Origin of the sequence: Sandaracinus amylolyticus (assembly GCF_000737325.1) — a bacterium.
Taxonomy (GTDB): domain Bacteria; phylum Myxococcota_A; class Polyangia; order Polyangiales; family Sandaracinaceae; genus Sandaracinus; species Sandaracinus amylolyticus.
Genome location: NZ_CP011125.1, coordinates 7,083,571 through 7,107,113, shown reverse-complemented (window position 1 = coordinate 7,107,113; position 23,543 = coordinate 7,083,571). Strand labels below are relative to the sequence as shown.

Here is a 23,543-nt window from a genome sequence, read left to right as displayed (position 1 = left end):
GCGCGCCATGAATCCGCGCCTCGTCACCGTCGACTGCGACTACGTCATGCCCGGCCTCGCGTGCGCGTACCTGCGCGTGCAGGGTGACGAGGCCGCGTTCGTCGAGACGAACACCGCGCACGCCGCGCCGAAGCTGATGGACGCGCTCGCGCGTGAGGGGCTCGCTGCGGAGCAGGTGCGCTGGATCGTGGTCACGCACGTGCACCTCGATCACGCGGGCGGCACGTCGGCGCTCGCGAAGCTGTGCCCGAACGCGACCGTGCTCGCGCACCCGCGCGCCGCGAAGCACCTGATCGATCCGGCGAAGCTCGTCGCGAGCGCGACGCAGGTCTACGGCGCAGACACGTTCGCGAAGCTCTACGGCACCATCGAGCCCATCGACGCGCCGCGGGTGCGCGCGCTCGACGACGGGGCGACGTTCGAGCTCGGCCGCTCGGGCGACGCTGCCACGCTGCGCGTGCTGCACACGCGCGGTCACGCGAACCACCACTTCGTCGTGCACGACCCTGCCCGCGACACCGTCTACACGGGCGACACGTTCGGCCTCGTGTACCCGCACCTGCAGCGCGCCGGTCGCTTCGCGTTCCCGTCGACGAGCCCCACCGAGTTCGACGCCGCCGCAGCGCGCGAGAGCATCGATCGCATCGTCGCGCTCGGCACGCGCACGGTGTGCCCGACGCACTTCGGCGAGGTCGACCGCATCGAGGAGATCGCGGATCAGCTGCGCTGGTGGATCGACGTCTCCGAGCGCGCGATGCGCGAGAGCGCGACGCTCGACGACGGCGCGCTCGAGCCCGCGATCCTCGCCGCGCTCGAGGCCGCGATGGAACAAGCGCTCGCGCGCCGCGGCCTCGTCGCGGACGAGGACGACCGCAAGCTGCTTCCGTTCGATCTCGCGCTCAACGCGCAGGGCCTCGCGCACGTCGTGCGCAAGGCCCGCGCTTGATCGTCACTTCCCCGCGAAGCGATCCGTCGCCGTCACGAGCTCGTGCATGATGCCCGGCTCGTACGCCGAGTGACCCGCGTCCTCGACGATCTTCAGCTCCGCCTCGGGCCAGCGCTGGTGCAGGTCCCACGCGTTGCGCGCCGGGCACACCACGTCGTAGCGGCCGTGCACGATCACTGCGGGGATGTGGCGGATGCGATCGACGTCCGCGAGCAGCTGATCCTCGCGCGCGAGGAAGCCGTCGTTCACGAAGTAGTGGCACTCGATGCGCGCGAACGCGAGGCTGAACGCGTCGGCCGCCGCGCGCGCCACGTGATCCTCGCGCGCGAGCAAGAAGCTCGTCCGCGCCTCCCACACGCTCCACGCGCGCGCCGCTTCCTGGCGCACGTGCGCATCGTCGCTCGTGAGGCGCTTGTGGTACGCGCCCATCAGGTCGCCGCGCTCGCTCTCCGGGATCGGCGCGAGGAAGTGCTGCCACGCGTCGGGGAACATCTCGCTCGTGCCGTGCTGGTAGAACCAGAGCAGCTCCGCGCGGCGCAGCAGGAAGATCCCGCGCAGCACCAGCTCGGTCACGCGCTCCGGGTGCTTCTGTGCGTACGCGAGCGCGAGCGTCGAGCCCCAGCTCCCGCCGAACACCTGCCACCGCTCGACGCCGAGGTGCTCGCGCAGCCGCTCGATGTCCGACACGAGGTGCCACGTCGTGTTGTCGACGAGCGACGCGTGCGGCGTGCTCCGACCACATCCGCGCTGATCGAAGAGAACGATGCGATAGCGCTCGGGATCGAAGAAGCGTCGCTGCTTCGGATCGGTGCCTCCACCCGGCCCGCCGTGCAGGAACACGACCGGCTTTCCCTTGGGGTTGCCCGACTCCTCCCAGTACACGCGATGCCCGGAGCCCACGTCGAGCACACCCTGCGCGTGCGGCTCGATCGGCGGGTACGACGTACGACGGCTCTCACTCATCGGCGCGAGCCTGACGGACCGATCGCGCGGACACAAGCGCGAGGACGCCCGCTACGATCCGCGCGTGCAACGCCTCCGCTCCGCGATCGTCGTGACGACGCTCGTCGTGATCGCGCTCGCGCTCGTCGTCGCGCTGGCGGGCGCGCAGACGATCGCGCCGACACCCGCGCCGTCGACGCTCAGCGACGCGCTCGACGCGGGCTTCCGCGCGTGGGTCGTCGATCCGCTCTCCGCGTTCATCTTCTTCGACGCCGTCTTCTGGGACGACACGACCCGCGTGCCGCTCGTCGTGCTCTGGCTCGCGTGCAGCGCGCTCTTCTTCACGCTGCGCCTTCGCTTCGTGAACGTGCGCGCGTTCCGTCACGCGCTCGCGGTCACCGCGGGGCACTGGGACGTGCCGCACGAGAAGGGCGAGGTCACGCACTTCCAAGCGCTCGCCTCGGCGCTCTCGGGGACGATCGGCCTCGGCAACATCGCGGGCGTGGCGATCGCGATGTCGCTCGGCGGTCCGGGCGCGATGGTGTGGATGACCGTCGCGGGCTTCCTCGGCATGACGTCGAAGCTGGTCGAGTGCACGCTCGGCATGCTCTACCGCGAGATCGACGCGCAGGGACGCGTCTCCGGCGGGCCGATGCACTACCTCGAGGCCGGTCTGCGCGAGCGCGCGATGCCGCGCCTCGGCAAGGCGCTCGCGATCACGTTCGCAATGCTCTGCATCGGCGGCAGCCTCGGCGGCGGCAACATGTTCCAGGCGAACCAGGCGTTCGCGCAGGTCGCGTCGACCGTGCCGCTCTTCGCGGGGCGCGGCTGGCTCTTCGGGCTCGCGCTCGCGGCGCTCGTCGGCGTCGTGATCCTCGGCGGCATCAAGCGCATCGGGCGCGTCGCGGAGGCGCTCGTGCCCGCGATGTGCGTGCTCTACACGATCGGCGCGATCGCCGTGCTCGTCGTGAACGCGGCGCGCGTGCCCGACGCGATCGTCACCATCGTGCGCGAGGCGTTCTCGCCGCGCGCGGGCATCGGCGGGCTCGTCGGCGTGCTCGTCGTCGGGTTCCAGCGCGCGGGCTTCTCGAACGAAGCCGGCATCGGCTCGGCCTCGATCGCGCACTCGGCCGCGACCACCGGCGAGCCGGTGCGCGAAGGGATCGTCGCGCTGCTCGAGCCGTTCATCGACACGATCGTGATCTGCAACACCACCGCGCTCGTCGTCGTCGTCAGCGGCGTGCTCGGCGAGCCGGGCGCGACGGGCGACGGAGTGCTGCTCACGTCGCGCGCGTTCGCGACGGTGATGCCGTGGTTCCCGTGGGTGCTCTCGATCGCGGTGCTGCTCTTCGCGTACGCGACGATGCTCTCGTGGAGCTACTACGGCGAGCGCTGCGCGACGTGGCTGCTCGGCGCGCGCATCGGTCGCGAGCGCGCGTCGCTCGCGTACAAGATCCTGTTCCTCGCGTGCACGGTGCTCGGCGCGACGCTCCACCTCGGGAGCGTCCTCGACTTCTCCGATCTCATGATCCTCGGCATGGCGTTCCCGAACGTCGTCGGGCTCGTCCTGCTCCTGCCGCGCGTCACCCGCGCGCTCGACGACTACTGGGCGCGGTATCGTGCCGGCACGATGACGAGGCCACGATGAGCATGCTGCGCCCGCGCCTCACGCGTCAGGACGTGATGCTGCACGTGCTCTTCCTCGGCCTCTTCACGCTCTACGAGCGCGAGCGGAGGAAGCTGCGATGAGCGACGCGCGTCCGACGGTGCGCATCCACTACTGCACGCAGTGTCGCTGGCTCGCGCGCGCGGCGTGGATCGCGCAGGAGCTGCTCACGACGTTCCCCACGCAGATCGACGTGCTGCTCGCGCCGGGCACCGGCGGCGTCTTCGAGGTCTCGATGAGCGGCGAGCTGCTCTTCTCGCGCAAGGACGCGGGCCGCTTCCCCGAGCCGAAGGAGCTCAAGCAGGCGATCCGCGATCGCATCGATCCCGATCGCGACCTCGGCCACTCCGATCGTTGATCACCCGTCGGCGGGCGCGCGCGGCACGCGGATCTCGAAGCGCGCGCCGTTGCCGTCGCCCGCGCTCGACACGCGGATCGTCCCGCTCTGGTTCTCGATGAGCGCCTTCGCGGTCGCGAGACCGAGGCCGAGGCCGAGCGGCTTGCTCGTGACCAGCGGCTCGAAGAGGTACGTGAGCGATCCGCGCGTGAGCCCGGGGCCCGTGTCCTCGACCGCGATCAGCACTTCTTCGCCCTCCGCGGCCGCCTCGATCGTCAGGCGCCCGCCGTCGGGCATCGCCTCGACCGCGTTGCGGATCACGTTGCCGAGCGCATCGCGCATCTGACGCTCGTCGATCCACGCGGACAGGCTCGCGTCGATGTGCTGCTCCACCTTCAGCCCGTCCTGAGGTCGCGCCAGCGCGAGCGCCGACTCGATGAGCGGACCGACCGCGACCGGCGCGAGCGAGGGCGGACGGATGCGCGCGTAGTCGAGCAGATCCGTGATGATCCGGTTCGCCTCCCAGACCTCTTCGCGGATCACCGCGAGCGCGGCCTGCACGTCGGCGTCGGCGGCGTCGCCGAGCCGTCGCTTGAGCACGCTCGCCGCGTTCGTGATCGCCGCGAGCGGGTTGCGGATCTGGTGCGCGAGCCCGCCCGCGAGCTGACCGAGCACCGCGAGCCGCTCCTTGCGCAGCAGCGCCTGCTGCGCGCCGCGCAGCGCGTCGGTGCGCTCCTCCACGCGACGCTCGAGCTCCTCGTTCGCGACGCGCAGCGCCTCCTCGGCGCTCTTCGCGCGCGAGAGGTCGTGCACGATCCCGAGCACGTACGCGATCTCGCCCGTCTCGTCGCGCAGCGGCACCTTCGTCGTCGCGAGGTAATGGGCCACACCTTCGCCGTCGACGTAGCGCTCGTCCTCGACCTGCACCGCCTCGCCGCGCTCGAGCACGATCGCATCGCTGCCCGCGTACCGCTCGGCGAGCCCGGAGTCGAGGATCTGCACGTCGAGCGCGCCGAGGATCTCCTCCGCCGGCCTGCCCGCGAGCGCGACGAACGAGTCGTTCACCAGCACGTACCGTCGCTCGCGATCCTTCACGAAGATCGCATCGGGCACGCCCCCGAGCACCGCCTGCAGGAGGCGCGCGGTCGGCTCGAAGCTCGATGCGAATCGCAAGCGCGATGCACTCGTCACGCTCGGGCATCCTTCCGTGTCCGCGCGCCGTTCGCAAGCACGTACGCGCGCTGCTCGCGTGCTCGCGCTGGCGCCCGCGGGAACGACGACGTAGACACCGCGCCGGTGTCGCTCGCCGTCTCGCTCGCGTCGCTCCTGCTGCCGGTCGCGCTCGGCGCGATCGCAGGTCGGGCGCGCATCTTCGACGATCCGGCGCGCGCGATCGACGCGCTGAACCGCTTCGCGCTCCACCTCGCGTTCCCGGCGCTGGTCGCGGTCTCGCTGTCCGATCCGCACACCTCGATCGCGCACCGACCGGCGTTCCTCGCGATCGTCCCGCTCTCGCTCGTCGTGACGCTCGCGATCGTGCGCGCGATCGGCCGCGCTCTCGGCGGGCCTGCGCAGAACGAGACCGGCACCGTCGCGCTCGTCGTCGCGTTCGGCAACACCGCGTACCTCGGCCTGCCCTACGTCGACGCGGTGCTCGGCCGCGCGGTGCTCGGCACGGCGGCGGTCGCGGTCGCGATCCACGTCGCGTGCGCGATGACGCTCGGCCCGCTGCTGCTCGCGCGCTGGAGCGGCGGCGGCGAAGGGCAGGGCCGCGCCGCGATGAAGCGCGTCGCCAAGCAGCCCCTGCTCTGGTCGCCGCTGATCGGGCTCGCGCTGCGCGCGCTGCCGAGCGCGGTGCTCGAGCCGCTGCGCGCGACGTTCGATCCGATCGGCGACACCGCGGCGCCGGTCTCGATGGTCCTGCTCGGCCTCTATCTCTTCACGAACCGCGCGAGCCTCCGCGCCGACGCGAGCGTCGCGGCGCACGTGGGCGCGCGCATCGTGCTGGTCCCGCTGGTGACGCTCGCGATGGCGCTCCCCGCGCTCTCGCTCCACTGGATCGACGCCGAGGAGGCGCGCGTGCTGCTGCTCCTCGCCGCGATGCCGGCCGCGATCACCACGTTCTCGATGGCGTTCGAGCAGGGGATCGGCAGCGAGCGCGTCGCCGCCGCGATCGTCGCCTCGACCCTGGCCTCCGCGCTCACCCTGCCGCTCTTCACCGCGCTCGCGCTGGCCTTCGTCGGCTGAGCGTTCTGCACGGCGACGATCGGGCTCCGGCGTGGCACCATGTCGCTCCGATGAGCGAGGCCCGCGGTTCGGTCGTGGTGGTCGGTCGCGCCGCCGACTGCGACGTTCGCCTCGACGAGCCGACCGTCTCGTCGCGCCACGCGCGCTTGCACTGGGACGGCGCGCACGTCCTGGTGGAGGATCTCGAGAGCCAGAACGGCACGTGGGTCGCGGGACAGCGCGTCTCGCGCGCGAAGGTGCGCCCCGGCGACGAGGTCGTCCTCGGCGGCGCCGCGCTCCCCTGGTCGCACCCCGCGCTCGCGACGCTCCTGCGTCGTGGCCGCACCGACACCATCACCGCCACGCTCACCGGGCGCCTCTACGAGTGCGGTCGCTGCGGCACGCGCGGGTTCCTCCCACGGACGATCCGCCGCGCCGAGATCCAGTGCAGCGCGTGCGGCGCGACCCTCGAGCTCGGCCAGGCGAAGCAGCAGACGAGCCTCGGCGTCCGCGTGCTCAACGCGGCGCTCCTCACCGCGATCGTCGGCGTCGTGATCGGCGTCGTGGTGTTCGGTCGCGAGCGCATCGCGGGCGCGGTGCGCCAGGTCGGCAAGGAGACCGGCGTCGCGGCCGCCGTCGCGAGCGGCGGCGAGGACGAGACCTACGAGGCGCCGGTGGGCAGCCCGCAGGAGGGCGCGGTGCGCGCCGGCCCGCGCGCCAACGTCGTCTCCGCGATCGACCCGACCGACGCGACGACCCGCAACTTCGCCGCGCGTGTCGCGGCGCGGTCGCAGGGCCCGTTCAACGTCGGTCAGGTCGCCGCGATCTGGTCCGACGTGCGCGCGCGCTGGAGCTACGTGAACGACCCGCGCGGCAACGAGTACTTCGCGCGCGCGAGCGAGACGATCACGAACGAGATGGTCGGCGACTGCGACGACTTCGCGATCCTGCTGACGTCGACGGTCGAGGCGATCGGCGGCGACGCGCGCGTCGTGATGAGCGACGGCGATCGCGGCGGTCACGCGTACGCCGAGGTCTGCGTGCCCGGCGAGCCCGAGCAGGTCGTGCGCGATCTGCAGGCGCACTATCGCCGCGAGCGCTCGCGCACCCGCGTGCGGCGCGTGCACTACCGGAGCGACGCGACGTGCGCGGTGTGGCTCAACCTCGACTGGAGCGCCGAGGTCCCCGGCGGGCCCTACGGCCGCGAGGTGTGGGCGGTCGCGATCCACCCCGACGGCAAGACCGAGACGCTCGCGCCCGCCGCCGGCGAGACGGAGTAGTCGCGCTCTCGCGCGCGCTGCGCGATCCTCTCGCGCATGCACCGAGAGAACGCGGACGAGCGCTCGATCCTGGTCGTCGCGGGCAACGCCGAGATCTGCGGGTACGAGCGCGCGACCGGCAGGCTCCTGTGGAAGCACGAGCTCACCACGAAGATCCTCGGCATGACCGCGAAGCTCGGCGGCGCCGTCGATCTCGAGATCCGCGCCGGCCGCGTGTACGTCACGAGCCGTCAGGCGATCCTCTGCCTCGACTACCGCACCGGCACGAAGATCGGCGAGGTGAAGCTCGCGTCGTCGTCGCTGCGCCCGACCTTGCTCGTCGACGGCGATCACCTCTACGTCGCGTCGAGCACGACGATCGAGTGCTTCACGATGAACGGCGAGCGCGTGTGGGGCGTGCAGCGCGACGGCATGTTCGGCAGCGACGGCTTCGCGCTCGGCTTCCCCGGCAACATCCGCCAGGGCGACGAGCGCGGCGACGGCTGACGTGTACACGGGATGTACGTGTGCGTACATCCGATGTACACGCGCGAGCACGACAGCCGCGGAGCTCCAAGGGTTTCGCGTGGCACGTGGCTCGCTCTCGCGCCTCGTCATGCGTGCGTTCTGGCGGTGGGCGTTCGTGCTCGTGATCCTCGGCGGCATCGGGCTCGCCGCTGCGCTCGGGTGGATCCCGCCGGCGGTCGCGCTCGATGCGGGGATGGGCGCGGTCGCGCTGGTCGGTCTCTTCGCGCTGGTGCGCTTGCCCTGGGATCTCTACTTCCAGGCGCGCGCGCTCGTCGTCGAGCAGGCGGAGAGCGTCGCGCGCGGGATCGCGGTGAGCGACGCCGATCGCGCGTCGGCATCGCGCGTCGCGTCGCGCCTGCTCGCGCTCTGCATCTCGCTGCACGCGATGGCGGCCGCGCTCCTCGCGCTCGCGAGCGCGGTCACCGGCGGGCGCGTGGGCTACGCGTTCGCAGCGTTCTATCTGCTCTCGATCGTGCTGCGCCCGATCGAGGCCGCGTACCGACACGTCGCGGAGCGCCTGGCCGGCATGCGCGAGCGCGCGCGTTATCCGCGCGAGGACGTGATGCGCTGGGTCGACGTGGTGCGCGGGCTCGAGCTCGCGCGCGACGAGCACGTGAAGCGCTTCGAGGCGATCGACGCGCGCATCGAGACGACCCACGACGCGATCCGCGAGTGCGACGAGCGCGCGCGCGGACAGGCGAGGGCGCTCGATGCGAAGCTCGACCGCGTGCTCGCCGAGCTGGAGCGGACGATCGCGCGGGTGAGCGAGGACCGCGAGCTCGTCGCCGGCCTGCGCGCGCTCTCGCGACTGCTGCGCAGCGCCGGCTGACGCGGTGCGGGTCGATCGCGACCCTCGGAACGCTCAGCGCAACGCGCCGCGCAGCGCGCGGTAGAACTCGCGCCGCTGCGCCTCCTCCATCCGCCCGGCGTGCCGGTACACGATGCGCCCCTCGCGATCGACGATCGCCGTGTTCGCCGCGTTGGTGCGGAACGAGAACGGCGCCCGCCGCATCACGCCCTCCCAGTCGAGCAGGATGTCGATGCCCCAGCGATCGACGAGCGGCTGGATCATCGAGCGCACCAGCGTCTGCGGCACCGCGCCGACGTCACCGAGGTTCGCGACGCCGTACGGGACGACGCGCTCGCCGAGGTGGTTGTCGCTGACGAAGCGCAGCAGCTCGCCCTTGAACGCGTCGTTGAGCTCGACGTGCGGGCGATCTTCGTAGAAGAGCACGATGACGCGACGACCGCGCTCGGCGCTCAGCGAGCGTCGCCCGCCTCGCATCGAGTCGAGCGTCGCGTCGACGACGGGCGACGGCGTGGACGCCGAAGGCGTGGCGTCCTGGGCACGAGAAGCAAGGGGCGGAAGGCTCGCGGCGGCGATCACCATCACGCCGGACAGAAGACCGGAGACGAGAGGGCGCGTGAGCATGAGAAGAGCGTAGCAGGCGTGAGCTCGCGGGCGCCCGCGCACGAGCACGCGCATGTGCGGGCACCGCGTACGCACCGGGCCCGCGCGACACGCGGCGAGCGATCGTGTCGCGCATCGCCACGCGTCCCCGCGAGCGACGCGCGCGTGACGATCGCGAGCCGGCCGCTGCTACGATCGTGATCGTGTCGACCGAAGAGGCGATCGTGCCGCTCCTGGCGTCGCGCGACGCGATCCCCCTCGCGACGCACGTCCGCGGTGCGCTGGTCGCGCCTTCGCTCCAGCTCGTCCGCTCGTTCCACCTCGAGCCCGAGTACTTCGCGTCGCTCCCCATCGAGCTCCACGACGCGCTTCGCGCGCTCACCGCGTCGTCGTGGCTCGCGATGGACGTCGCCACGGCGCACTACGCCGCGATCGACACGCTCGGGCTCGCGCCGACCGCGATCGTCGAGATGGGCCGCCAGTCCGCGACGCGCGTCCACGGCTCCTACGTGCGCACGATCATCGATCAGCTGCGCACGACCGGCGGCGCCGACCCGGTGTCGCTCCTCTCGCGGCTGCCGTCGATCCTCGATCGCATCGTGCTCGGCGGCACCGCGGCCGTGTTCCGCGTCGGCGAGCGCGACGTGCGCGTGGAGCTGCTCGGCATGCCGGTGCTCCGCTACGACTACCTGCGCCACGGATGGGCGGGCGCGTTCCAGGCGAGCCTCGAGCTCGTCACGCGCAAGGTCCACGTCGCGGAGATCACCGCGCTGCGCACCGCCACCAGCGTCGCCTATCAGATCGTGTGGATCTGACGGCGCGTGGTAGCTCTCGGCGCATGCAGCAGGTCGTCGACTTCATCCTCGAGATCGACAAGCTCAAGGGCGTCACCCGCAAGGTCCGCCCGCTCGGGCTCGATCGCTACGAGAACCCCGCCGAGCACAGCTGGCACATCGCGATGCTCGCGTCGTCGCTCGCGCCCTACGCCGATCCCGGCGTCGACCTCTCGCGCGTGATCGCGATGCTGCTCGTGCACGACCTCGGCGAGATCGACGCCGGCGACACGTTCTTCTTCGCCGAGTCCGCGGGCACGAAGGCGAAGGAGCGCGCGTGCGTCGAGCGCATCGTCTCGCTGCTGCCCGACCCGCAGCGCTCGTCGTTCCTCGCGCTGTGGATCGAGCTCGACGAGGGCGAGACGCCCGAGGCGCGCTTCGCGAACGCGGTCGATCGCGCGATGCCGGTGCTCCTCAACCTCGCGAACGACGGCCAGAGCTGGCGCGAGAACGGCGTGAGCCACGAGCAGGTCGTGCGGCGCGTCGGTCCGCCGATCCACGCGGGATGCCCGGCGCTCTGGGCGTACCTCGAGGCGCGGCTCGACGACGCGAACGCGCGCGGCTGGTTCGGCGCGCGCTGACGTTCTCCGGTTGCGCGCGCCGAGCGAAAGCAACGAAGCTCGGACGTCGTGAAGTCGTCGCAGTACCTCCTTCTCTCCGTCGCGTGTCTGATCCTCGCCTGCGAGCCCGACCCACCCGCCGCGCAGCCCGACGGCGGTCGCGCCGATCTCGACGCTGCGTCCGCGCCCGATGCGGGCGCGCCGCCCGATGCGCCCGAGCCGCTGCGTGATCTCGACGGAACCCCGCGGCTCGCGCCGTGCGACGACACCTCGCGCTGCGCGAGCGATCCCGCGTGGGACGCGGGCCGCTGGCACTTCCACTTCGCGTGCCCAGCGACCTCGATCTGGCGCGTCGACGTGACGAGCGACGATGCGTCGAGCCTGCGCGTCACCGCGTCGAGCGGCGTCACGTTCGGCGAGTCTCCGTCGAGCACCTCGCACGCGCTGACGTTCACGAGCCACGAGGACGCGGGCCTCTGCACCGCGACCGTCGAGCTCCCGCGTGCGGGCCGGTTCGACATCGCCATCGTGCAGCTCGAGCCCGCGCTCGACGACGCGGGCTGCGACGAGCTCTGCCTCGCCGACTCGATCGCGGGGGTCGAGCGCGGCTGCGACTGCGACCGCACCTGCCACGACGCGTGCTCGAGCCTCGGCACCGACTGCGGCCTGCCGTGCAACCGCGACGTGCCGGGCTACGCGTGCCCGTTCCTCGAGAGCGAGATCGCCGCGAGCGACGACTGCACGTACTACGAGTCCGACGACGGCGCGTTCGAGCACTTCGGTCGCTGCTACCGATGCGGCGACGGTCAGCAGTGCTGCTACAGCGACGGGCGCGACAACGGCAGCGGCAGCTACGATCTCTGTCCGCCGCTCGATCCCGGCGACGACGATCCCGATCCGAACGGCTGCTCGGGCGTCTTCGATCACTGCGACTGCGACGTCGTCCCGCTGTGCGGCTGCATGGCCGAGTCGGGCGATCTCGCGCTGTGCGGCGAGTGCATCGGCGAGGGCAACCTCGACGTCACGAGCTGCAACGCGCCCGGCGACGACGGGACGTTCTGCCAGCGCGCGCTCGACGCCGCGATCGCGGGGTTCAGCTGGTGCGCGATCGTCGGCGACGTCGATCGCTGCCTCGATCTGCCGCCCGGCTTCTGACTACTGGCTCGGCCAGCCGCACGCCGTGCGCGCGATCGCGAGCTGCGCGAGCAGCGCGGTCCAGTCCGCTGCTGCGCGCTCGGTGGTGGGAGCGCTGCGTCGCGACAAGCGCGTCGCCACGCCGCGCGAGTTGCGTGCCCACTCCTCGGCGAGCGGCTCCAGCGCCTCGGCGTCGGCCTCGAGGCTGCGGCTCCTCCGGATCGCGTCGCGCCCCACGCTCTCTTCCATGGATTGATCGATCTCGTCGAAGTAGCTCGCGAGCCGCGCGAGGCCCGCGACCCGCACGAGCCGGATCTCCGCTTGCGCACGCGCGCTCCGGCAGCGCGCTTCGTCGGTGCCGATCCGCGCCGCCACCACGTCGAGCGCGGCACCGAGCGCGTCGAGATCGGCGAGCACCGTCGGCTCCCAGCGCCACGCGACGCCCTCGAGCCGATGCCCGCCCGCGATGCGGATCGCGTCGGCGCGCGCCGGGTCCACCGGCTCCACGAGCTCGGTGATCCGCCGCAGGATCGCGGCGCGCTGGCGCTCGGTCTCGCGGATCGTCTCGGGGTCGGGCTGAGGCTCTCCGGTGTCCTGGGCGAACGAGAAGTACGACGACTGCAGCTCGCGCCACGCGCTCACCATCCACGCGACGTCGCGCCGCTGCGAGCGCTCGAGCGCGACGGGATCGACCACCGGCGGCGCAGCGGCCGCGGGCAGGGTGCCGATCGCGACACGCGGCATGCGCGTGCCCGGCGCCATCGACGGTGCGCGCCCGAGGATCTGCAGCTCCGAGACACAGGTCTCGCGCCAGTCCGCGCGCGTGCCGGGCGTGAGCTCGACGATCTCGATGCGCCACACGCCGCCCGCGCCGCGCACCGGGATCGTGACGAGCTGCGGGCTCGCGTTCGCGACCGCGAAGCTGCCGACCTCGATGCCCTCGCGCAGCACGCGGATGCGCGCGACGCGATGGTTGCCCGTGAACAGATCCGTCGCGCCGCCCGGACGCGCGAACCCGGGCACGAGCGCGATGCCCGTGACCTCGGCGTCGGCAGGAACGCGGGCTTCGATCCACGCGCCGACGAGGTCTCCGGTGCGCGAATTCCACGCCGTGGTCGGGTCGCCGTCGACCAGACGCTCCACCTGCGCGCGTTGATCGCGATACGCCGACGACACGGCGAGCTCGGTGCCGACCGCACGGAGGAGATCGACGGAGGCCGTCTGCGCCGATGCGGTGCTCGCGACGACGAGCACCGCGAACACTCCCAGCCACCCTGCGCGCCGCAGCATCGTCGACCCCCTCTGCGCGCAGTGTACGGCGCGCGTGCGGCGTTCTCTCTCGCGGCGCATATCGAGCGTCGGATGACCAAGGTCCCTCCGACTTTCGCGCCGGTGCCGAGTGGTGGGGCACGTTCCTCTTCACGTTCCAGCCCACCGGCGCGCCCCGCATCGTCGCGATGACCGCATCGTCCACGGACTAACGACGCGACAGCTCGTACACCGCGATCGTTCGCGTCCCGCTCTCGACCGCGATCGACCACTTCGCGAGCCCCGCGCGCCACCCCTCCGCGTCCATCGCCTCCAGCACCGGCAGGCTCTGCGCGCGGAACGGATCGGAGAACAGCACGACGCCGCCGGGCGCGAGGTGCGCCTCGCAGATCGCGCGCAGTCGATCGTGCATCGTCGTCGCGTAGAGCACGTCGCTGCCGAGGATCACGTCGAACGGCTCGTCGCTCGTGAACGTCTCCCAGTCCGCGCTGCGCACCTCGATGCCCGACACGCGGTTGCGCTCCGCGTTCATCCCGCAGACGTGCAGCGCGACGTCGTTGCGATCCGTCTGCAGCACCCGCGCTCCGAGCGACGCCGCGACGATCCCCGGCACGCCCGTGCCCGCGCCGAGCTCGAGCACGCGCTTGCCGCGCAGCTCGCCCGCGCGCGTGAGCACGTCGTGCGCGAGCGCGATCGACGCCGGCCACAGCATCACGCCGTAGGGCAGCCGATCTCGCTCCCGCTCGAGGAAGCGCTGCTCGTCCTCGAGCGTGACGACCGCGCCGGTGTGGAGGAACGACCAGGTGCGATCACCGAGCGTCAGGCGGTACTCGTGGAGCGGGATCTCGCCGATGGACGTGCGCAGCGGGGGCAGGGTCACGCGCGCGTCATACCAGGACTGATCGCCGGCCGCCTTCATGCCGGCCTCGGACATCGCGCGAGCGCCGCGCGCGGGGTCGAGTAGTATCGCGCTCGGATGGTCCGAGCGCCGTCGTTTCGCGTATCCCGCTGCGCCATCGTGACCGCCGTCGTGCTCGCAGTCGGCTGCGGCAAGCTCGGGTACGAGCCGCAGGAAGACGAGCGCTGCACGGCCGAGCTCGCGCTCGTGGGTCCAGTGCCGGGGGTCAACGTCGTCGGCACCGACGACTGGGCACCCTTCGTGACGAACGACGGGCTCGCGCTCTACTTCGCGTCGTGGCGCGCAGGCGGCGCGGGCAGCTCGGATCTCTGGGTCGCGCGACGATCGGACGTGCGCTCGGCGTTCGGCGCGGCCGAGCTCGTCGCGGGCGTGAACGACGCGGACTTCCAGTCCGCGCCCGCGCTCGGGCCCGATGGAACGCTCTACTTCCTCGCGCACTCGCCGCACGTCACGAGCGAGTTCGACGTGTGGAGCGCGACGCCCGGTGGAGGCACGACGTTCGTCGCGCCCGACTCGCTCGGTGATCTGAGCGCGAACGGCAGCGAGACCGACGTCGAGCTCTCGCGCGATGGGCTCACCGCGTTCGTCGCGAGCTGGCGCGGTGGTGGCGAGAGCTCGAACCTCTGGATCGCCACGAGGCCCGCGCTCGACGAGCCGTTCGAGCCCCTCGAGCGCATCGACGAGCTGAACACGACCTACGCGGAGAGCTCGATGACGATCTCGCCCGACGGGCTGGAGCTCGTGTTCGCGTCGGATCGCCCCGGTGGCGCGGGAGGGCTCGACCTCTGGATCGCGCGGCGTCCGAGCGTCCACGCGCCCTTCGGCGAGCCGTTGAACCTGACCGCGCTCAACTCGACGAGCGACGACTCGAAGCCGTCGTTCTCGCCCGACGGCGCGACGCTCTACTTCAACCACGCGGCCGACGAGGACGGCGGCGACGACGCCGACATCTGGCTCGCGACGCGCTGCGCACCGCGTTGAGGTTGACAGCGCCGACGCGCTCGGATGTGCTCGCGGCATGACGCTACGCCTCTGTGGAGCTTGTCGACGGCACGTCGTGGGTGACGACGCGCGCTGCCCGTTCTGTGGGAACGACATCGAAGGAAGGGCCCCACGCACCGGCGCGGTCGTCGCCGCTGCGGTTGCCGTCGCGGCGGGAGTCGCCGTCACCGCGACCACGCTCGGCTGCGTGTACGGCGCGCCCGATCCCGGGCGGCCGGACGCGGCGCAGGACGGCGCGACCGACGACGCCGGCGATCCGAGCCCGTGACGCACGGCTCGATCCGTGATCCCCGCGTCACGCCGATCGGCGAGACCGGGCTGCGCTACGTCGTCTGGGAGCTGACGCTGCGCTGCGATCTCGCGTGCCGCCACTGCGGCTCACGCGCAGGCAAGGCGCGCGAGGACGAGCTCTCGACCGACGAGGCGCTCGACGTGGTGCGACAGCTCGCGTCGATGGGCGCGCGCGAGGTCGTGCTCATCGGAGGTGAGGCCTATCTGCGCGACGACTGGACGATCGTCGCGCGCGCGATCGCCGACGCGGGGATGCGCTGCGCGATGGTCTCCGGCGGGCGCGGCCTCGATGCGACGCGAGCGCGCGCCGCGCGCGAGGCGGGCGTCGCGTCGGTGTCGATCTCGATCGACGGGATCGGCGCCACGCACGACGTGCAGCGCGGGCTCGACGGCGCGTTCGAGTCGGCGCGCGTCGCGATGCGCAACCTGCGTGACGCCGGGGTCACGCTGCAGGCGAACACGCAGGTGAACCGCCTCTCGTACCCCGAGCTCGACGCGATCCTCGATCTGCTGGTCGAAGAGCGCGCGACCGGGTGGCAGCTCGCGATGACGGTGCCGATGGGGCGCGCGGCCGATCGGCCCGACTGGTTGCTCCAGCCGCACGAGCTGCTCGAGGTGTACCCGAAGCTCGCGGCGCTCGCCGAGCGCGGCGCGCGCCACGGCGTGCTCTTCTTCCCGGGGAACAACATCGGCTACTTCGGGCCCCACGAAGCGACGCTGCGCGGGCGCGGCATCACCGACGACGTCGCGTGGGGCGGGTGCATCGCGGGCAAACACGCGATGGGCATCGAGTCCGACGGATCGATCAAGGGATGCCCGTCGCTCCCGAGCGCCGACTGGGTCGGCGGCACGGCGCGCGAGGCGAGCCTTCGCGAGATCTGGGAGCAGACGCGCGAGCTGCGGTACGTGCGAGATCGCGAGCTCCCGGGCGCGCTCTGGGGCGAGTGCGCGCGCTGCTACTACGCGAGCGTGTGCGGCGGTGGCTGCACCTGGACCGCGCACACGTTCTTCGGGCGCCCGGGCAACAACCCGTACTGCCACCACCGCGCGCTCGAGATGCGCGCGCGAGGCGAGCGAGAGCGCTTGGTGCGCGTGGAGGCGGCGCCGGGCGCGCCGTTCGATCACGGGCGCTGGGAGATCGTCGTCGAGCCGTGGGTCGAGGGCGAAGGCGTCGCGCGCGTCGAGCGTCCCTCGAAGCGCCTGCGCGTGCTCTGAGCACGCGTCATCACCGCGCGCGTCGGTGCGCGGCGGCCGCGCGCTGCGACTCCTCGGGCGTGGGCAGGAGATCTTCGATCGCGCGCTCGAGGCGCGGCAGGTCGGCGGGATCGCGGAGCTCGATCCGGATCGTGTCGCCGAGCTCGTGCACGTCCGCGACGTCCGCGAGCGCTCCACGATCGACCCGCGCCGCGAGCGCGCGCGAGAGCCACAGGCGATCGTTCCCGGGCACGCGCACCCATCGCGTGATCCACGTGCGCAGCGTCCCCACGCCGTGCGCGATGCCGCATGCGTTCTCGTATGGCGTGTGCTCGATCCCGATCGGCGCGCCGCTCCACGACATCGACGCCTGGACGCCGCGCGCTCGCATCGCGTCGTCGATCCGTGCGCTCCATCGCTCGCGCACTGCCGGCGCGATCGCGGCGTCGACCCACGCCGCGATCGTCGGCACGCGCTCCTCCTCGCGGTCCCGGAGGATGCTCGTCCCGACCGCGATCCCGAGGTCGCCGGCCCCGCCGCGTCGCGCGACCTCGTCCATCGGACGCTCGGTCGCGACGACCGTGAGCGAGACGATCTGCTCGCTCGTCATCTGCCGCACGAGCTCGTACCACCGCGGTCCGCGCAGGGTCGACGCGACCGTCCCGCTGTGGGTCTTGGGCCGCCGCTGCGCCTCCGCGAAGTGGATGGCGGTGTGCACCTCGCCGCGCGCGCCGAGCGCCTCCCGCGCGTCGTCGAGCAACCCGCCCGCGATCGCCGCGACGTCCCCGCGCGGCGCGTCGATCGCGACCAGCACGCCGTGGTGCGTCCGTCCCTGGAGCGGACGCAGGAGGTGCGAGGTCGCGCCGTGCGACGTCTCGCGCATGCGCAGCGGGCGCGGCAACGGAGCGTCGATCGCGAGCCGCGCGATCGTGCCCGCAGCCGCGCTCGCGCTCTCGAGCGGCACGAGCCCGATCCCGAGCTCTCCCTTCCCCGGCGCGACGACACGCCCCACCACGTTCACGTGGACCTTCGAGCGCTGCGCCGCCTGCAAGGCCTTCATGACGTCCATGCCGGGACGGAACCCCTCGAATGGCTGCGCGGAGCCGGCGGGGATCGCCTGCTCGCGCAGGTCGGCCACGAGGAGCTCGCTGCCGTCGTGCGCGCGCGAGAGCTCGGGCGTCACGACGACGTGCTTCGCGCCACGCAGCGGATCGCCGACGAGCACCTCGAAGCGCTCGACCACGACGAGCCCCTGCTCGATCGCGCTGCCCCAGCACCGCGCACCGAGCCCCCGGGAGGCGCGCCCCGCGCTGCGCGCGCCGAGCGAGACGCGCAGCTCGTCGCCCACCGCGAGCGGCACGTCGCCCTCGACGTACGACTCGGCGACGAGCGCGGGCGGATCGCGGCTCGCCTGCTCCCAGCTCGGACGCGCGCGCGATCGGAAGCGCAGCGCGATGGTGCCCGCGGGGAGCTCGTCGCCGTCCTTCACGGTGTAGCGGTATCCCGTCGACGCGCGCCGCACGTCGCAACCGATGAGCTCCGCGGTGCGGCGCAGCGTGCGCTCGGCGAAGAGATCCTCGGCGCGCCACGCCTCGCGCAGGGCGTCGGGATCGCCGAGCTCCTTCCACGCCGCGGGATCGCCGGTGGGCTTTGTCCCGCGCCCACCGAAGTAGCCGGGGTTCGAGTCCACGCGATCGATGCGCGCGCCGTCCCGGTAGAGCTCGAGGAAGAGCACGTCGGAGTCGTGGATCGTGACGGTGATCGCGTAGTCGCCCGCCGCGCGCGACGTCGCGACGGCGAGCGCGCCGAGGACGTTCCCGTCCTGCCCTTCCGTCGACTCGTCGTAGATCGCGATCCACCCGCCGCCGTCGGGCGGGAGGACGAGCACGGATCGATCGGGCGAGGCCGCGCTCGACGCATCGAGCTCGTCCATCCCGCGCTGCCGCGCCTCCGTCCGGATGGCGCGCGCGATCGCGTCGAGATCGCGGCTCCGGACCTGCACGTTGGTGAAGAAGGCGCCCATTGCGCAGCCTACGGCGCGAGCGCGCCGCTCACTCCTCTCGTCGTTGACCTCCGAGCACCGCTCGCGTGAGCCTGAGCCATGCACCCACACGTCTCGTCGGCGGTCCTCACGTCGTTCGTCGTCCTCGGCGGCTGTGACGCTCCACCACCCGGTCCCGCCCCGGATGAGCCCGCCTCGCGGCGCTCATCGGCTGGCGCCGACGTCGCACCCGCCAGCGACGTCGCGCCGTTCGACGTGGGCGCGATTGTCGATCGTGTTCATTTCTCCTTTCGGCCCGACGGCTCGCGCTTCACTGCAGGCGACGCGACTCGCACCGTCGTCGCCGACGCGCGCGGCATCGACATCACGCCGATCCATCCGCGCGCGGATCGCGAGCCTTCCCGGTCGGTTCGGGTCGAGCTCCGCGCCGTCGTGCGTGGCGATCGAGACGTCGAGCTGTCGCGCGCGCCGCGCGCGCGGGTCGCGCCAGACGGGCACCTCGCCATCGATCGCGGCGAGGTCGTCGAGCACTTTCATCACCGTGCCGAGGGCGTCGAGCAGAGCTGGGCGTTCGCGCGCGAGCCCGCCGGCGACGGCTCGCTTCGTGTGACGGTCGACGTTCGCGGCGCGGCGCACGTCGCGGACACGCCGAGCGGGATCCACTTCGCCGACGCGAGCTCGGGCCTCGGGCTGCGCTACGGGCACGGCCTGTGGGTCGACGCGTCCGGCCAGGAGACCCGGATCCCTGCGCGCTGGCGTGGCGACCGCATCGAGCTCGTCGTTCCGTCCGACGTCGTCGGCGCCGCGACGTATCCCGCGGTCCTCGATCCGGTGATCTCGCCCGAGGTCGGCCTGGACACGCCGGTGCTCTCGCCCACCTCGGGCACCAAGACGGACCCGGCGATCGCGTCCAACGGGAGCGGCTATCTCGTCGTGTGGACCGAGACTCGCGCGGACACGCCCGCCGTCTTCGCGACCCGCGTCGACGCCTCCGGCACGGTGCTCGACCCGCATGGAATCCTGGTGTCGGGCTCGACGAGCTCGCAGGCCATGCCGGCCGTCGCGTCCGACGGGACCGACTACTTCGTCGTGTGGCAGCACGCCAACGCGGACTTCGACGTCTACGGCGCGCGGGTCACGAGCGCGGGGGCGGTGCTCGATCCTTCGGGCATCGCCGTCCACCGCACGAGCTCTCAGGACTACTGGCCCAGCGTGGCGTGGAACGGGTCGCATTACCTGGTCGTGTGGCAGCGTGCGGCGTTCGCAGACAACAACGTCCTCGGCATCCGCGTGAGCCGGGACGGCGCGCTGCTCGGGTCCGCGTTCTCGATCTCGAGCGCGACCGGCGTGCAGAGCGAGCCGCGTGTCGCGTCGAACGGCACCGACTTCCTCGTCGTGTGGCGGGACGGGCGCACCTCGGGCGAGGGCGACGTCTACGGCGCTCGCGTGTCGGCGTCGGGCACCGTGTTCGACGCCTCGGGCATCGCGCTCTCGACCGCCGCGGGCGCTCAGCTCGAGGTGAGTGTCGCGTCAAACGGCACGGGCTATCTCGTCGTGTGGTCGGACGGCCGCGCCGGCGGCTTCCACTACGATGTCTATGCGACGCGCGTCAGCGCCGCCGGGGGCGTCAGCGACCCGGGCGGCATCGCGATCTCCGCCGGATCGGCCGCAGAGCGGAGGCCGAACGTCGCGCGCGCCGGCTCCGACTACTTCGTCGTCTGGTCCGACGAGCGCGCGGGGGGCGGCACCAGTGTCTACGGCGCGCGCGTCACGAGCGTGGGCGTCGTGCGCGACCCCGGCGGGCTCGCGATCTCCACGCGCGGAGCGACGCCGACCGTCGCGACGAACGGCACGGCGCTGTACGTCACGTGGCTCGCCTCGCGCCCGCCGCCGGAGGCGCTCGCGGCCAACGAGCTCTACGGAACCGCGGTCACGCTCGCCGGCGCGCCCGCCGACCCTTCCGGGACGCGGCTCGGCGGAGCAGCCAACGCGCAGCGCACCCCGAGCGTGGCGTACGACGGGACGAGCTGGCTGGTCGCGTGGGCGGACGCGCGCGGCGCGTCCTGGGCTGTCTGGGGCGCGCGCGTCGATCCGTCGGGCGCGGTGCTCGATCCGTCGGGGATCGCGATCTCGAGCGGCACGGTGGAGCGGCGATCGCCTCGTGTCGCGTCGGACGGGGAGGGCTGGCTCGTCGTCTGGGAGGAGGAGAGCAGCGCCGACGCGAGCGACGTCCGCGGAACACGGGTCACCGCGAGCGGCGCGGTGTCGAATCCATCGGGGATCGCGATCTCGACCGCGTCGGGCGCGCAGACCGATCCCAGCGCCGCGTGCGATCCCGCGCGGTGCCTCGTGGTGTGGACCGACGCGCGCACGTCCGGTGGGCGCGACGTGTACGGCACGTTCGTCGGTGCCTCGGGCGCGGTGTCGCATCCGAGCGGTCTCGGGATCGCGACCGGTGGGCACGCCGAGCACTCGCCACGCGCCGCGTTCGGCGCGTCCGGTTACCTCGTCGTCTACGAGGACCAGCGCACGTCGCAGGCGGACGTGTACGCGACGTTCGTGAGCACGGCCGGCGCGATCTCGGATCCGTCGGGGTTCCCGATCGCGACGCGAACCGAGTACGAAAACGCACCGGCCGTCGCGGCGAGCGCGACGAGCTACTTCGTCGTCTGGTCCTACGGGCTCGCGGACGTGCACATCCGGGGCACGGTCGTGACGAGCTCCGGCGTGTCCGGCCCGACGCCGATCACGATCCACGCCGAGGCCGGCAGTCGGGGGGCGCCCGAGGTCGCGTCGGACCGAAGCGACTACTTCGTCGTGTGGCGAGACTATCGCGGCGGCTCGCGCGCCGACGTGTATGGAGCGCGCATCGTCGGGACGAGCGTGAGGGACGCGTCCGGCCTCGCGCTCGCGACCTCGCCCTTCTCCGAGCAGAGCGCGGAGATCGCGGCGGGGCCCCCGGGCCGCTTCCTCCTCGTGTACGACCGCTTCGTCGCCGAGGTCCCCGAGCGCACGCGACGCATCCGTGCGCGTCTGATCGATGACCGGACGCCGCTCGGCTCGGTCTGCGGTTCGAGCGGTGACTGCGCGAGCGGGCACTGCGTCGACGGAGTGTGCTGCGACGACGCGTGTGGCGGCGGGGCGACGGACTGCCTGGCGTGCTCGGTTGCGACGGGGGCGCCCGGCAACGGCGCGTGCGCGGCCCTCACGGGGACGGCCTGCGACGACACGAACGCATGCACGATCTCGGATCGCTGCGCCGCAGGGAGCTGCGGGGGTGCGAACGCGTGCGACGCGGCGACGACCTGCGCCCCCGGCCCGGGGGCGACGTACGCCTGCAGCGCGTGCCCTGCGGGGACGTACTCGGCCGATGGAACCGGCGCGACGGCGTGCACGGAATGGACGACCTGCGCCCCCGGCACGCACGTGGCGTCGGCGGGCAGCGCGACCCGCGATCGAACGTGCGTGGCCTGCGCGGGCGGATATTCGAGCACGACGAACGCGCCCTCGTGCACGCCGTGGACGGACTGCGTGCCCGGCGAGCGCGAGTCGTCCGCCGGGACACCGACGAGCGATCGGGTGTGCGTCCCCTGCAGCTCGGGCTGGACGTCGGCGCCGAACGCAGCGACGTGTGTCGCGTGGACCGACTGCGCCGCGGGGCAGTACGTCGCGGCGATGGCGACGGTGGCGAGCGACCGCGTCTGCGCAGCGTGCCCGGCGGGGACGTACTCGACGTCGGTGAACGCGCCGTCGTGTGCGGCGTGCACGGCGTGTCCGCCCGGAGCGCATGAGACGAGCGCGTGCACGGCGACTCGCGATCGTGTGTGTGAGCCCGAGGCCCCGCTGGACGGCGCGCTCGCGAGCGACGCCGGAACGCTCCCGATCGACGCGGCACCGCCGGAGATCGACGCGGGTCGCACGCTCGACGGGGGCTCGCCCGAGGCGCCGGGGGACGCGGGATGCGCGTGCCGCGCCGCGCGCTCGGGCGGCAACGCGGGCCTCGCGTTCGTCGGGATGGCGATCGTGCTCGTCGCTGTCCGACGGCGACGACGCCGTCGCGGCGCGGATGACCCGTCGGGCACGCCGTCAGAGGGTGCCGCCTCGCGGTGCGCGTCGTCCGCCGTCGCTCTTCGCGACGCAGAGCGCGTCTGTCGACGCCGACCGGTCTCTGGCACGCTCGGCCGATGAGCGCCGACGATGGCACCCGCATCGCACCGGCCGCGCGGCTGCCCGATGGCACGCCGAGCGTCCAGTGGATGATCACCGACTCGATCCATACCGTGGCGAGCCGCGCGACACCGTACCTCGAGTCGGCGCGGCTCTTCGGTGATCGGTACGGCATGCTGCTCGCGCTGATCGACGCCTTCCGTGACGAGGATGGCCGCGCGCCCGAGCTACAGCGCGCGCTCGAGGTCGCCCGCGGCTTGCTCGCCCAGGGCAAGCGGCACCTTCACGACGCGTGGGACGCACGCACGGGACCGGCCGTCGACCGCAGGCTCGACGAGATCTTCCGCGAGGCGACGCCGCCACGCGGGACGGTCGCTGCGCGGCGCTCGGAAGCGCCGATCGATCCGTTCGCGACCGTCGCCGCGGTCATCCAGAAGATCGATCGCGCGCCGGATCGCGCGGAGGCGGCGACGGAGTTCGCGGTCACCTGGGCGCTGCTCCGCCGTACGCCGGTCCGGCTGCGCGAGCTCCGCGAGCAGGCGGGCGCGGACGATCGCGAGCTCCTCGATGCGGGCATCCGCTCCGCCGGCCGCTGGATGCTCGATCTCGAGGAGGCGTGGTCGGCGCGGACCTTCGACGAGCTGCTCGGGCGTCCGACCCTCGGCGAGCTGCTCCAGCTGGTGTTCCCGCCTCCATCCGAGTGAACGTTCGAGCGGCGTTCGGTCCTTCACGCAGCGCACGGAGCGGCGAACGAGCGTCGCCGATATGCCTCGCGGACGTTCGCGACGACGGCTCGCGAAATCTCGCGACTCGCAGGAATCTGCGACCTCGAATTGCGCGAGATTCACGGCAATTTC

22 protein-coding genes are annotated in these 23,543 nt (G+C 72.6%); 15 read left to right on the top strand and 7 right to left on the bottom strand.

Going from position 1 to position 23,543, the window contains the following annotated elements; genetic code table 11:
* Positions 1 to 7 precede the first annotated feature (7 nt).
* Complete coding sequence (locus tag DB32_RS30150; protein WP_053236106.1) at positions 8 to 946, top strand: MBL fold metallo-hydrolase; 939 nt, start codon at positions 8 to 10, stop codon at positions 944 to 946.
* Positions 947 to 949: 3 nt separating this feature from the next.
* Here the strand turns inward: DB32_RS30150 and pip are convergent, their stop codons facing one another.
* Entirely contained in the window at positions 950 to 1,909 is a 960-nt protein-coding gene (gene pip / locus DB32_RS30145) for a prolyl aminopeptidase (RefSeq protein WP_053236105.1), read from the bottom strand.
* Between the two features lie 64 nt (positions 1,910 to 1,973).
* Between pip and DB32_RS30140 the strand changes: the two genes are divergently transcribed.
* Both DB32_RS30140 and DB32_RS30135 read left to right on the top strand, forming a co-directional pair.
* Positions 1,974 to 3,536, top strand: a complete 1,563-nt coding sequence (locus tag DB32_RS30140; RefSeq protein WP_157069560.1) for an alanine/glycine:cation symporter family protein — start codon at positions 1,974 to 1,976, stop codon at positions 3,534 to 3,536.
* Positions 3,537 to 3,633: 97 nt separating this feature from the next.
* Positions 3,634 to 3,912, top strand: a complete 279-nt coding sequence (locus DB32_RS30135; RefSeq protein ID WP_053236104.1) for an Rdx family protein — start codon at positions 3,634 to 3,636, stop codon at positions 3,910 to 3,912.
* On the opposite strand, the gene DB32_RS30130 is transcribed toward DB32_RS30135, so the two are convergent.
* A complete protein-coding gene (locus DB32_RS30130) occupies positions 3,913 to 5,064 on the bottom strand; it encodes a two-component system sensor histidine kinase NtrB (protein ID WP_169791607.1) in 1,152 nt (383 codons plus the stop codon). It lies immediately after the preceding gene.
* A 123-nt stretch (positions 5,065 to 5,187) separates the two neighbouring features.
* Here DB32_RS30130 and DB32_RS48650 point away from each other — a divergent pair, with 123 nt between their 5' ends.
* From DB32_RS48650 to DB32_RS30115, 4 genes are all read left to right on the top strand, one after another.
* Positions 5,188 to 6,138 carry an AEC family transporter gene (locus DB32_RS48650; protein WP_075097664.1) on the top strand — a complete coding sequence of 317 codons (951 nt, stop codon included), beginning with the start codon at positions 5,188 to 5,190 and terminating at the stop codon, positions 6,136 to 6,138.
* 50 nt (positions 6,139 to 6,188) lie between these two features.
* Entirely contained in the window at positions 6,189 to 7,397 is a 1,209-nt protein-coding gene (locus DB32_RS30125) for an FHA domain-containing protein (RefSeq protein WP_053236102.1), read from the top strand.
* Positions 7,398 to 7,433: 36 nt separating this feature from the next.
* Positions 7,434 to 7,883 (top strand): outer membrane protein assembly factor BamB family protein, encoded by a 450-nt coding sequence (locus tag DB32_RS30120; protein WP_053236101.1) that lies wholly within the window; start codon positions 7,434 to 7,436, stop codon positions 7,881 to 7,883.
* A 79-nt stretch (positions 7,884 to 7,962) separates the two neighbouring features.
* Positions 7,963 to 8,733, top strand: coding sequence for a hypothetical protein (locus DB32_RS30115; RefSeq protein ID WP_053236100.1), 771 nt, complete (start codon positions 7,963 to 7,965; stop codon positions 8,731 to 8,733).
* Positions 8,734 to 8,766: 33 nt separating this feature from the next.
* On the opposite strand, the gene DB32_RS30110 is transcribed toward DB32_RS30115, so the two are convergent.
* A complete protein-coding gene (locus DB32_RS30110) occupies positions 8,767 to 9,336 on the bottom strand; it encodes a TlpA family protein disulfide reductase (protein ID WP_157069557.1) in 570 nt (189 codons plus the stop codon).
* Positions 9,337 to 9,518: 182 nt separating this feature from the next.
* Here DB32_RS30110 and DB32_RS30105 point away from each other — a divergent pair, with 182 nt between their 5' ends.
* The 3 genes from DB32_RS30105 to DB32_RS30095 are packed head-to-tail and all read left to right on the top strand — an operon-like array spanning position 9,519 to position 11,863.
* The gene (locus DB32_RS30105) at positions 9,519 to 10,130 is read left to right on the top strand and encodes a hypothetical protein (RefSeq protein WP_157069556.1); all 612 of its coding nucleotides are present in this window, start codon (positions 9,519 to 9,521) and stop codon (positions 10,128 to 10,130) included.
* 23 nt (positions 10,131 to 10,153) lie between these two features.
* A complete protein-coding gene (locus tag DB32_RS30100) occupies positions 10,154 to 10,729 on the top strand; it encodes an HD domain-containing protein (RefSeq protein WP_053236097.1) in 576 nt (191 codons plus the stop codon).
* Between the two features lie 48 nt (positions 10,730 to 10,777).
* Entirely contained in the window at positions 10,778 to 11,863 is a 1,086-nt protein-coding gene (locus DB32_RS30095; protein WP_053236096.1) for a hypothetical protein, read from the top strand.
* Here the strand turns inward: DB32_RS30095 and DB32_RS30090 are convergent, their stop codons facing one another.
* Together DB32_RS30090 and DB32_RS30085 are read right to left on the bottom strand one after the other, a co-directional pair.
* Entirely contained in the window at positions 11,864 to 13,132 is a 1,269-nt protein-coding gene (locus tag DB32_RS30090) for an NADase-type glycan-binding domain-containing protein (protein ID WP_157069555.1), read from the bottom strand.
* A gap of 187 nt (positions 13,133 to 13,319) precedes the next feature.
* Positions 13,320 to 13,991 (bottom strand): class I SAM-dependent methyltransferase, encoded by a 672-nt coding sequence (locus DB32_RS30085; RefSeq protein ID WP_205627089.1) that lies wholly within the window; start codon positions 13,989 to 13,991, stop codon positions 13,320 to 13,322.
* Between the two features lie 138 nt (positions 13,992 to 14,129).
* Here DB32_RS30085 and DB32_RS30080 point away from each other — a divergent pair, with 138 nt between their 5' ends.
* The 3 genes from DB32_RS30080 (at position 14,130) to DB32_RS30070 (ending at position 16,538) form a co-directional block, all read left to right on the top strand.
* Entirely contained in the window at positions 14,130 to 15,011 is an 882-nt protein-coding gene (locus DB32_RS30080) for a TolB-like translocation protein (RefSeq protein WP_053236094.1), read from the top strand.
* A gap of 76 nt (positions 15,012 to 15,087) precedes the next feature.
* Positions 15,088 to 15,300, top strand: a complete 213-nt coding sequence (locus DB32_RS30075; RefSeq protein WP_053236093.1) for a hypothetical protein — start codon at positions 15,088 to 15,090, stop codon at positions 15,298 to 15,300.
* Positions 15,297 to 16,538, top strand: coding sequence for a radical SAM/SPASM domain-containing protein (locus tag DB32_RS30070; protein WP_053236092.1), 1,242 nt, complete (start codon positions 15,297 to 15,299; stop codon positions 16,536 to 16,538). Before DB32_RS30075 ends, DB32_RS30070 begins: the two co-directional genes overlap by 4 nt.
* Positions 16,539 to 16,548: 10 nt before the next feature.
* On the opposite strand, the gene DB32_RS30065 is transcribed toward DB32_RS30070, so the two are convergent.
* The gene (locus DB32_RS30065) at positions 16,549 to 18,540 is read right to left on the bottom strand and encodes a hypothetical protein (RefSeq protein ID WP_053236091.1); all 1,992 of its coding nucleotides are present in this window, start codon (positions 18,538 to 18,540) and stop codon (positions 16,549 to 16,551) included.
* A gap of 183 nt (positions 18,541 to 18,723) precedes the next feature.
* A complete protein-coding gene (locus DB32_RS30060) occupies positions 18,724 to 19,155 on the bottom strand; it encodes a hypothetical protein (protein ID WP_157069554.1) in 432 nt (143 codons plus the stop codon).
* On the opposite strand from DB32_RS30060, the gene DB32_RS30055 reads away from it, so the two are divergent.
* Together DB32_RS30055 and DB32_RS30050 are read left to right on the top strand one after the other, a co-directional pair.
* Entirely contained in the window at positions 19,126 to 22,707 is a 3,582-nt protein-coding gene (locus DB32_RS30055) for a tumor necrosis factor receptor family protein (protein WP_053236089.1), read from the top strand. The genes DB32_RS30060 and DB32_RS30055 overlap by 30 nt on opposite strands.
* Positions 22,704 to 23,390, top strand: a complete 687-nt coding sequence (locus DB32_RS30050; protein ID WP_053236088.1) for a hypothetical protein — start codon at positions 22,704 to 22,706, stop codon at positions 23,388 to 23,390. Before DB32_RS30055 ends, DB32_RS30050 begins: the two co-directional genes overlap by 4 nt.
* The last annotated feature ends 153 nt before the right edge of the window (positions 23,391 to 23,543 follow it).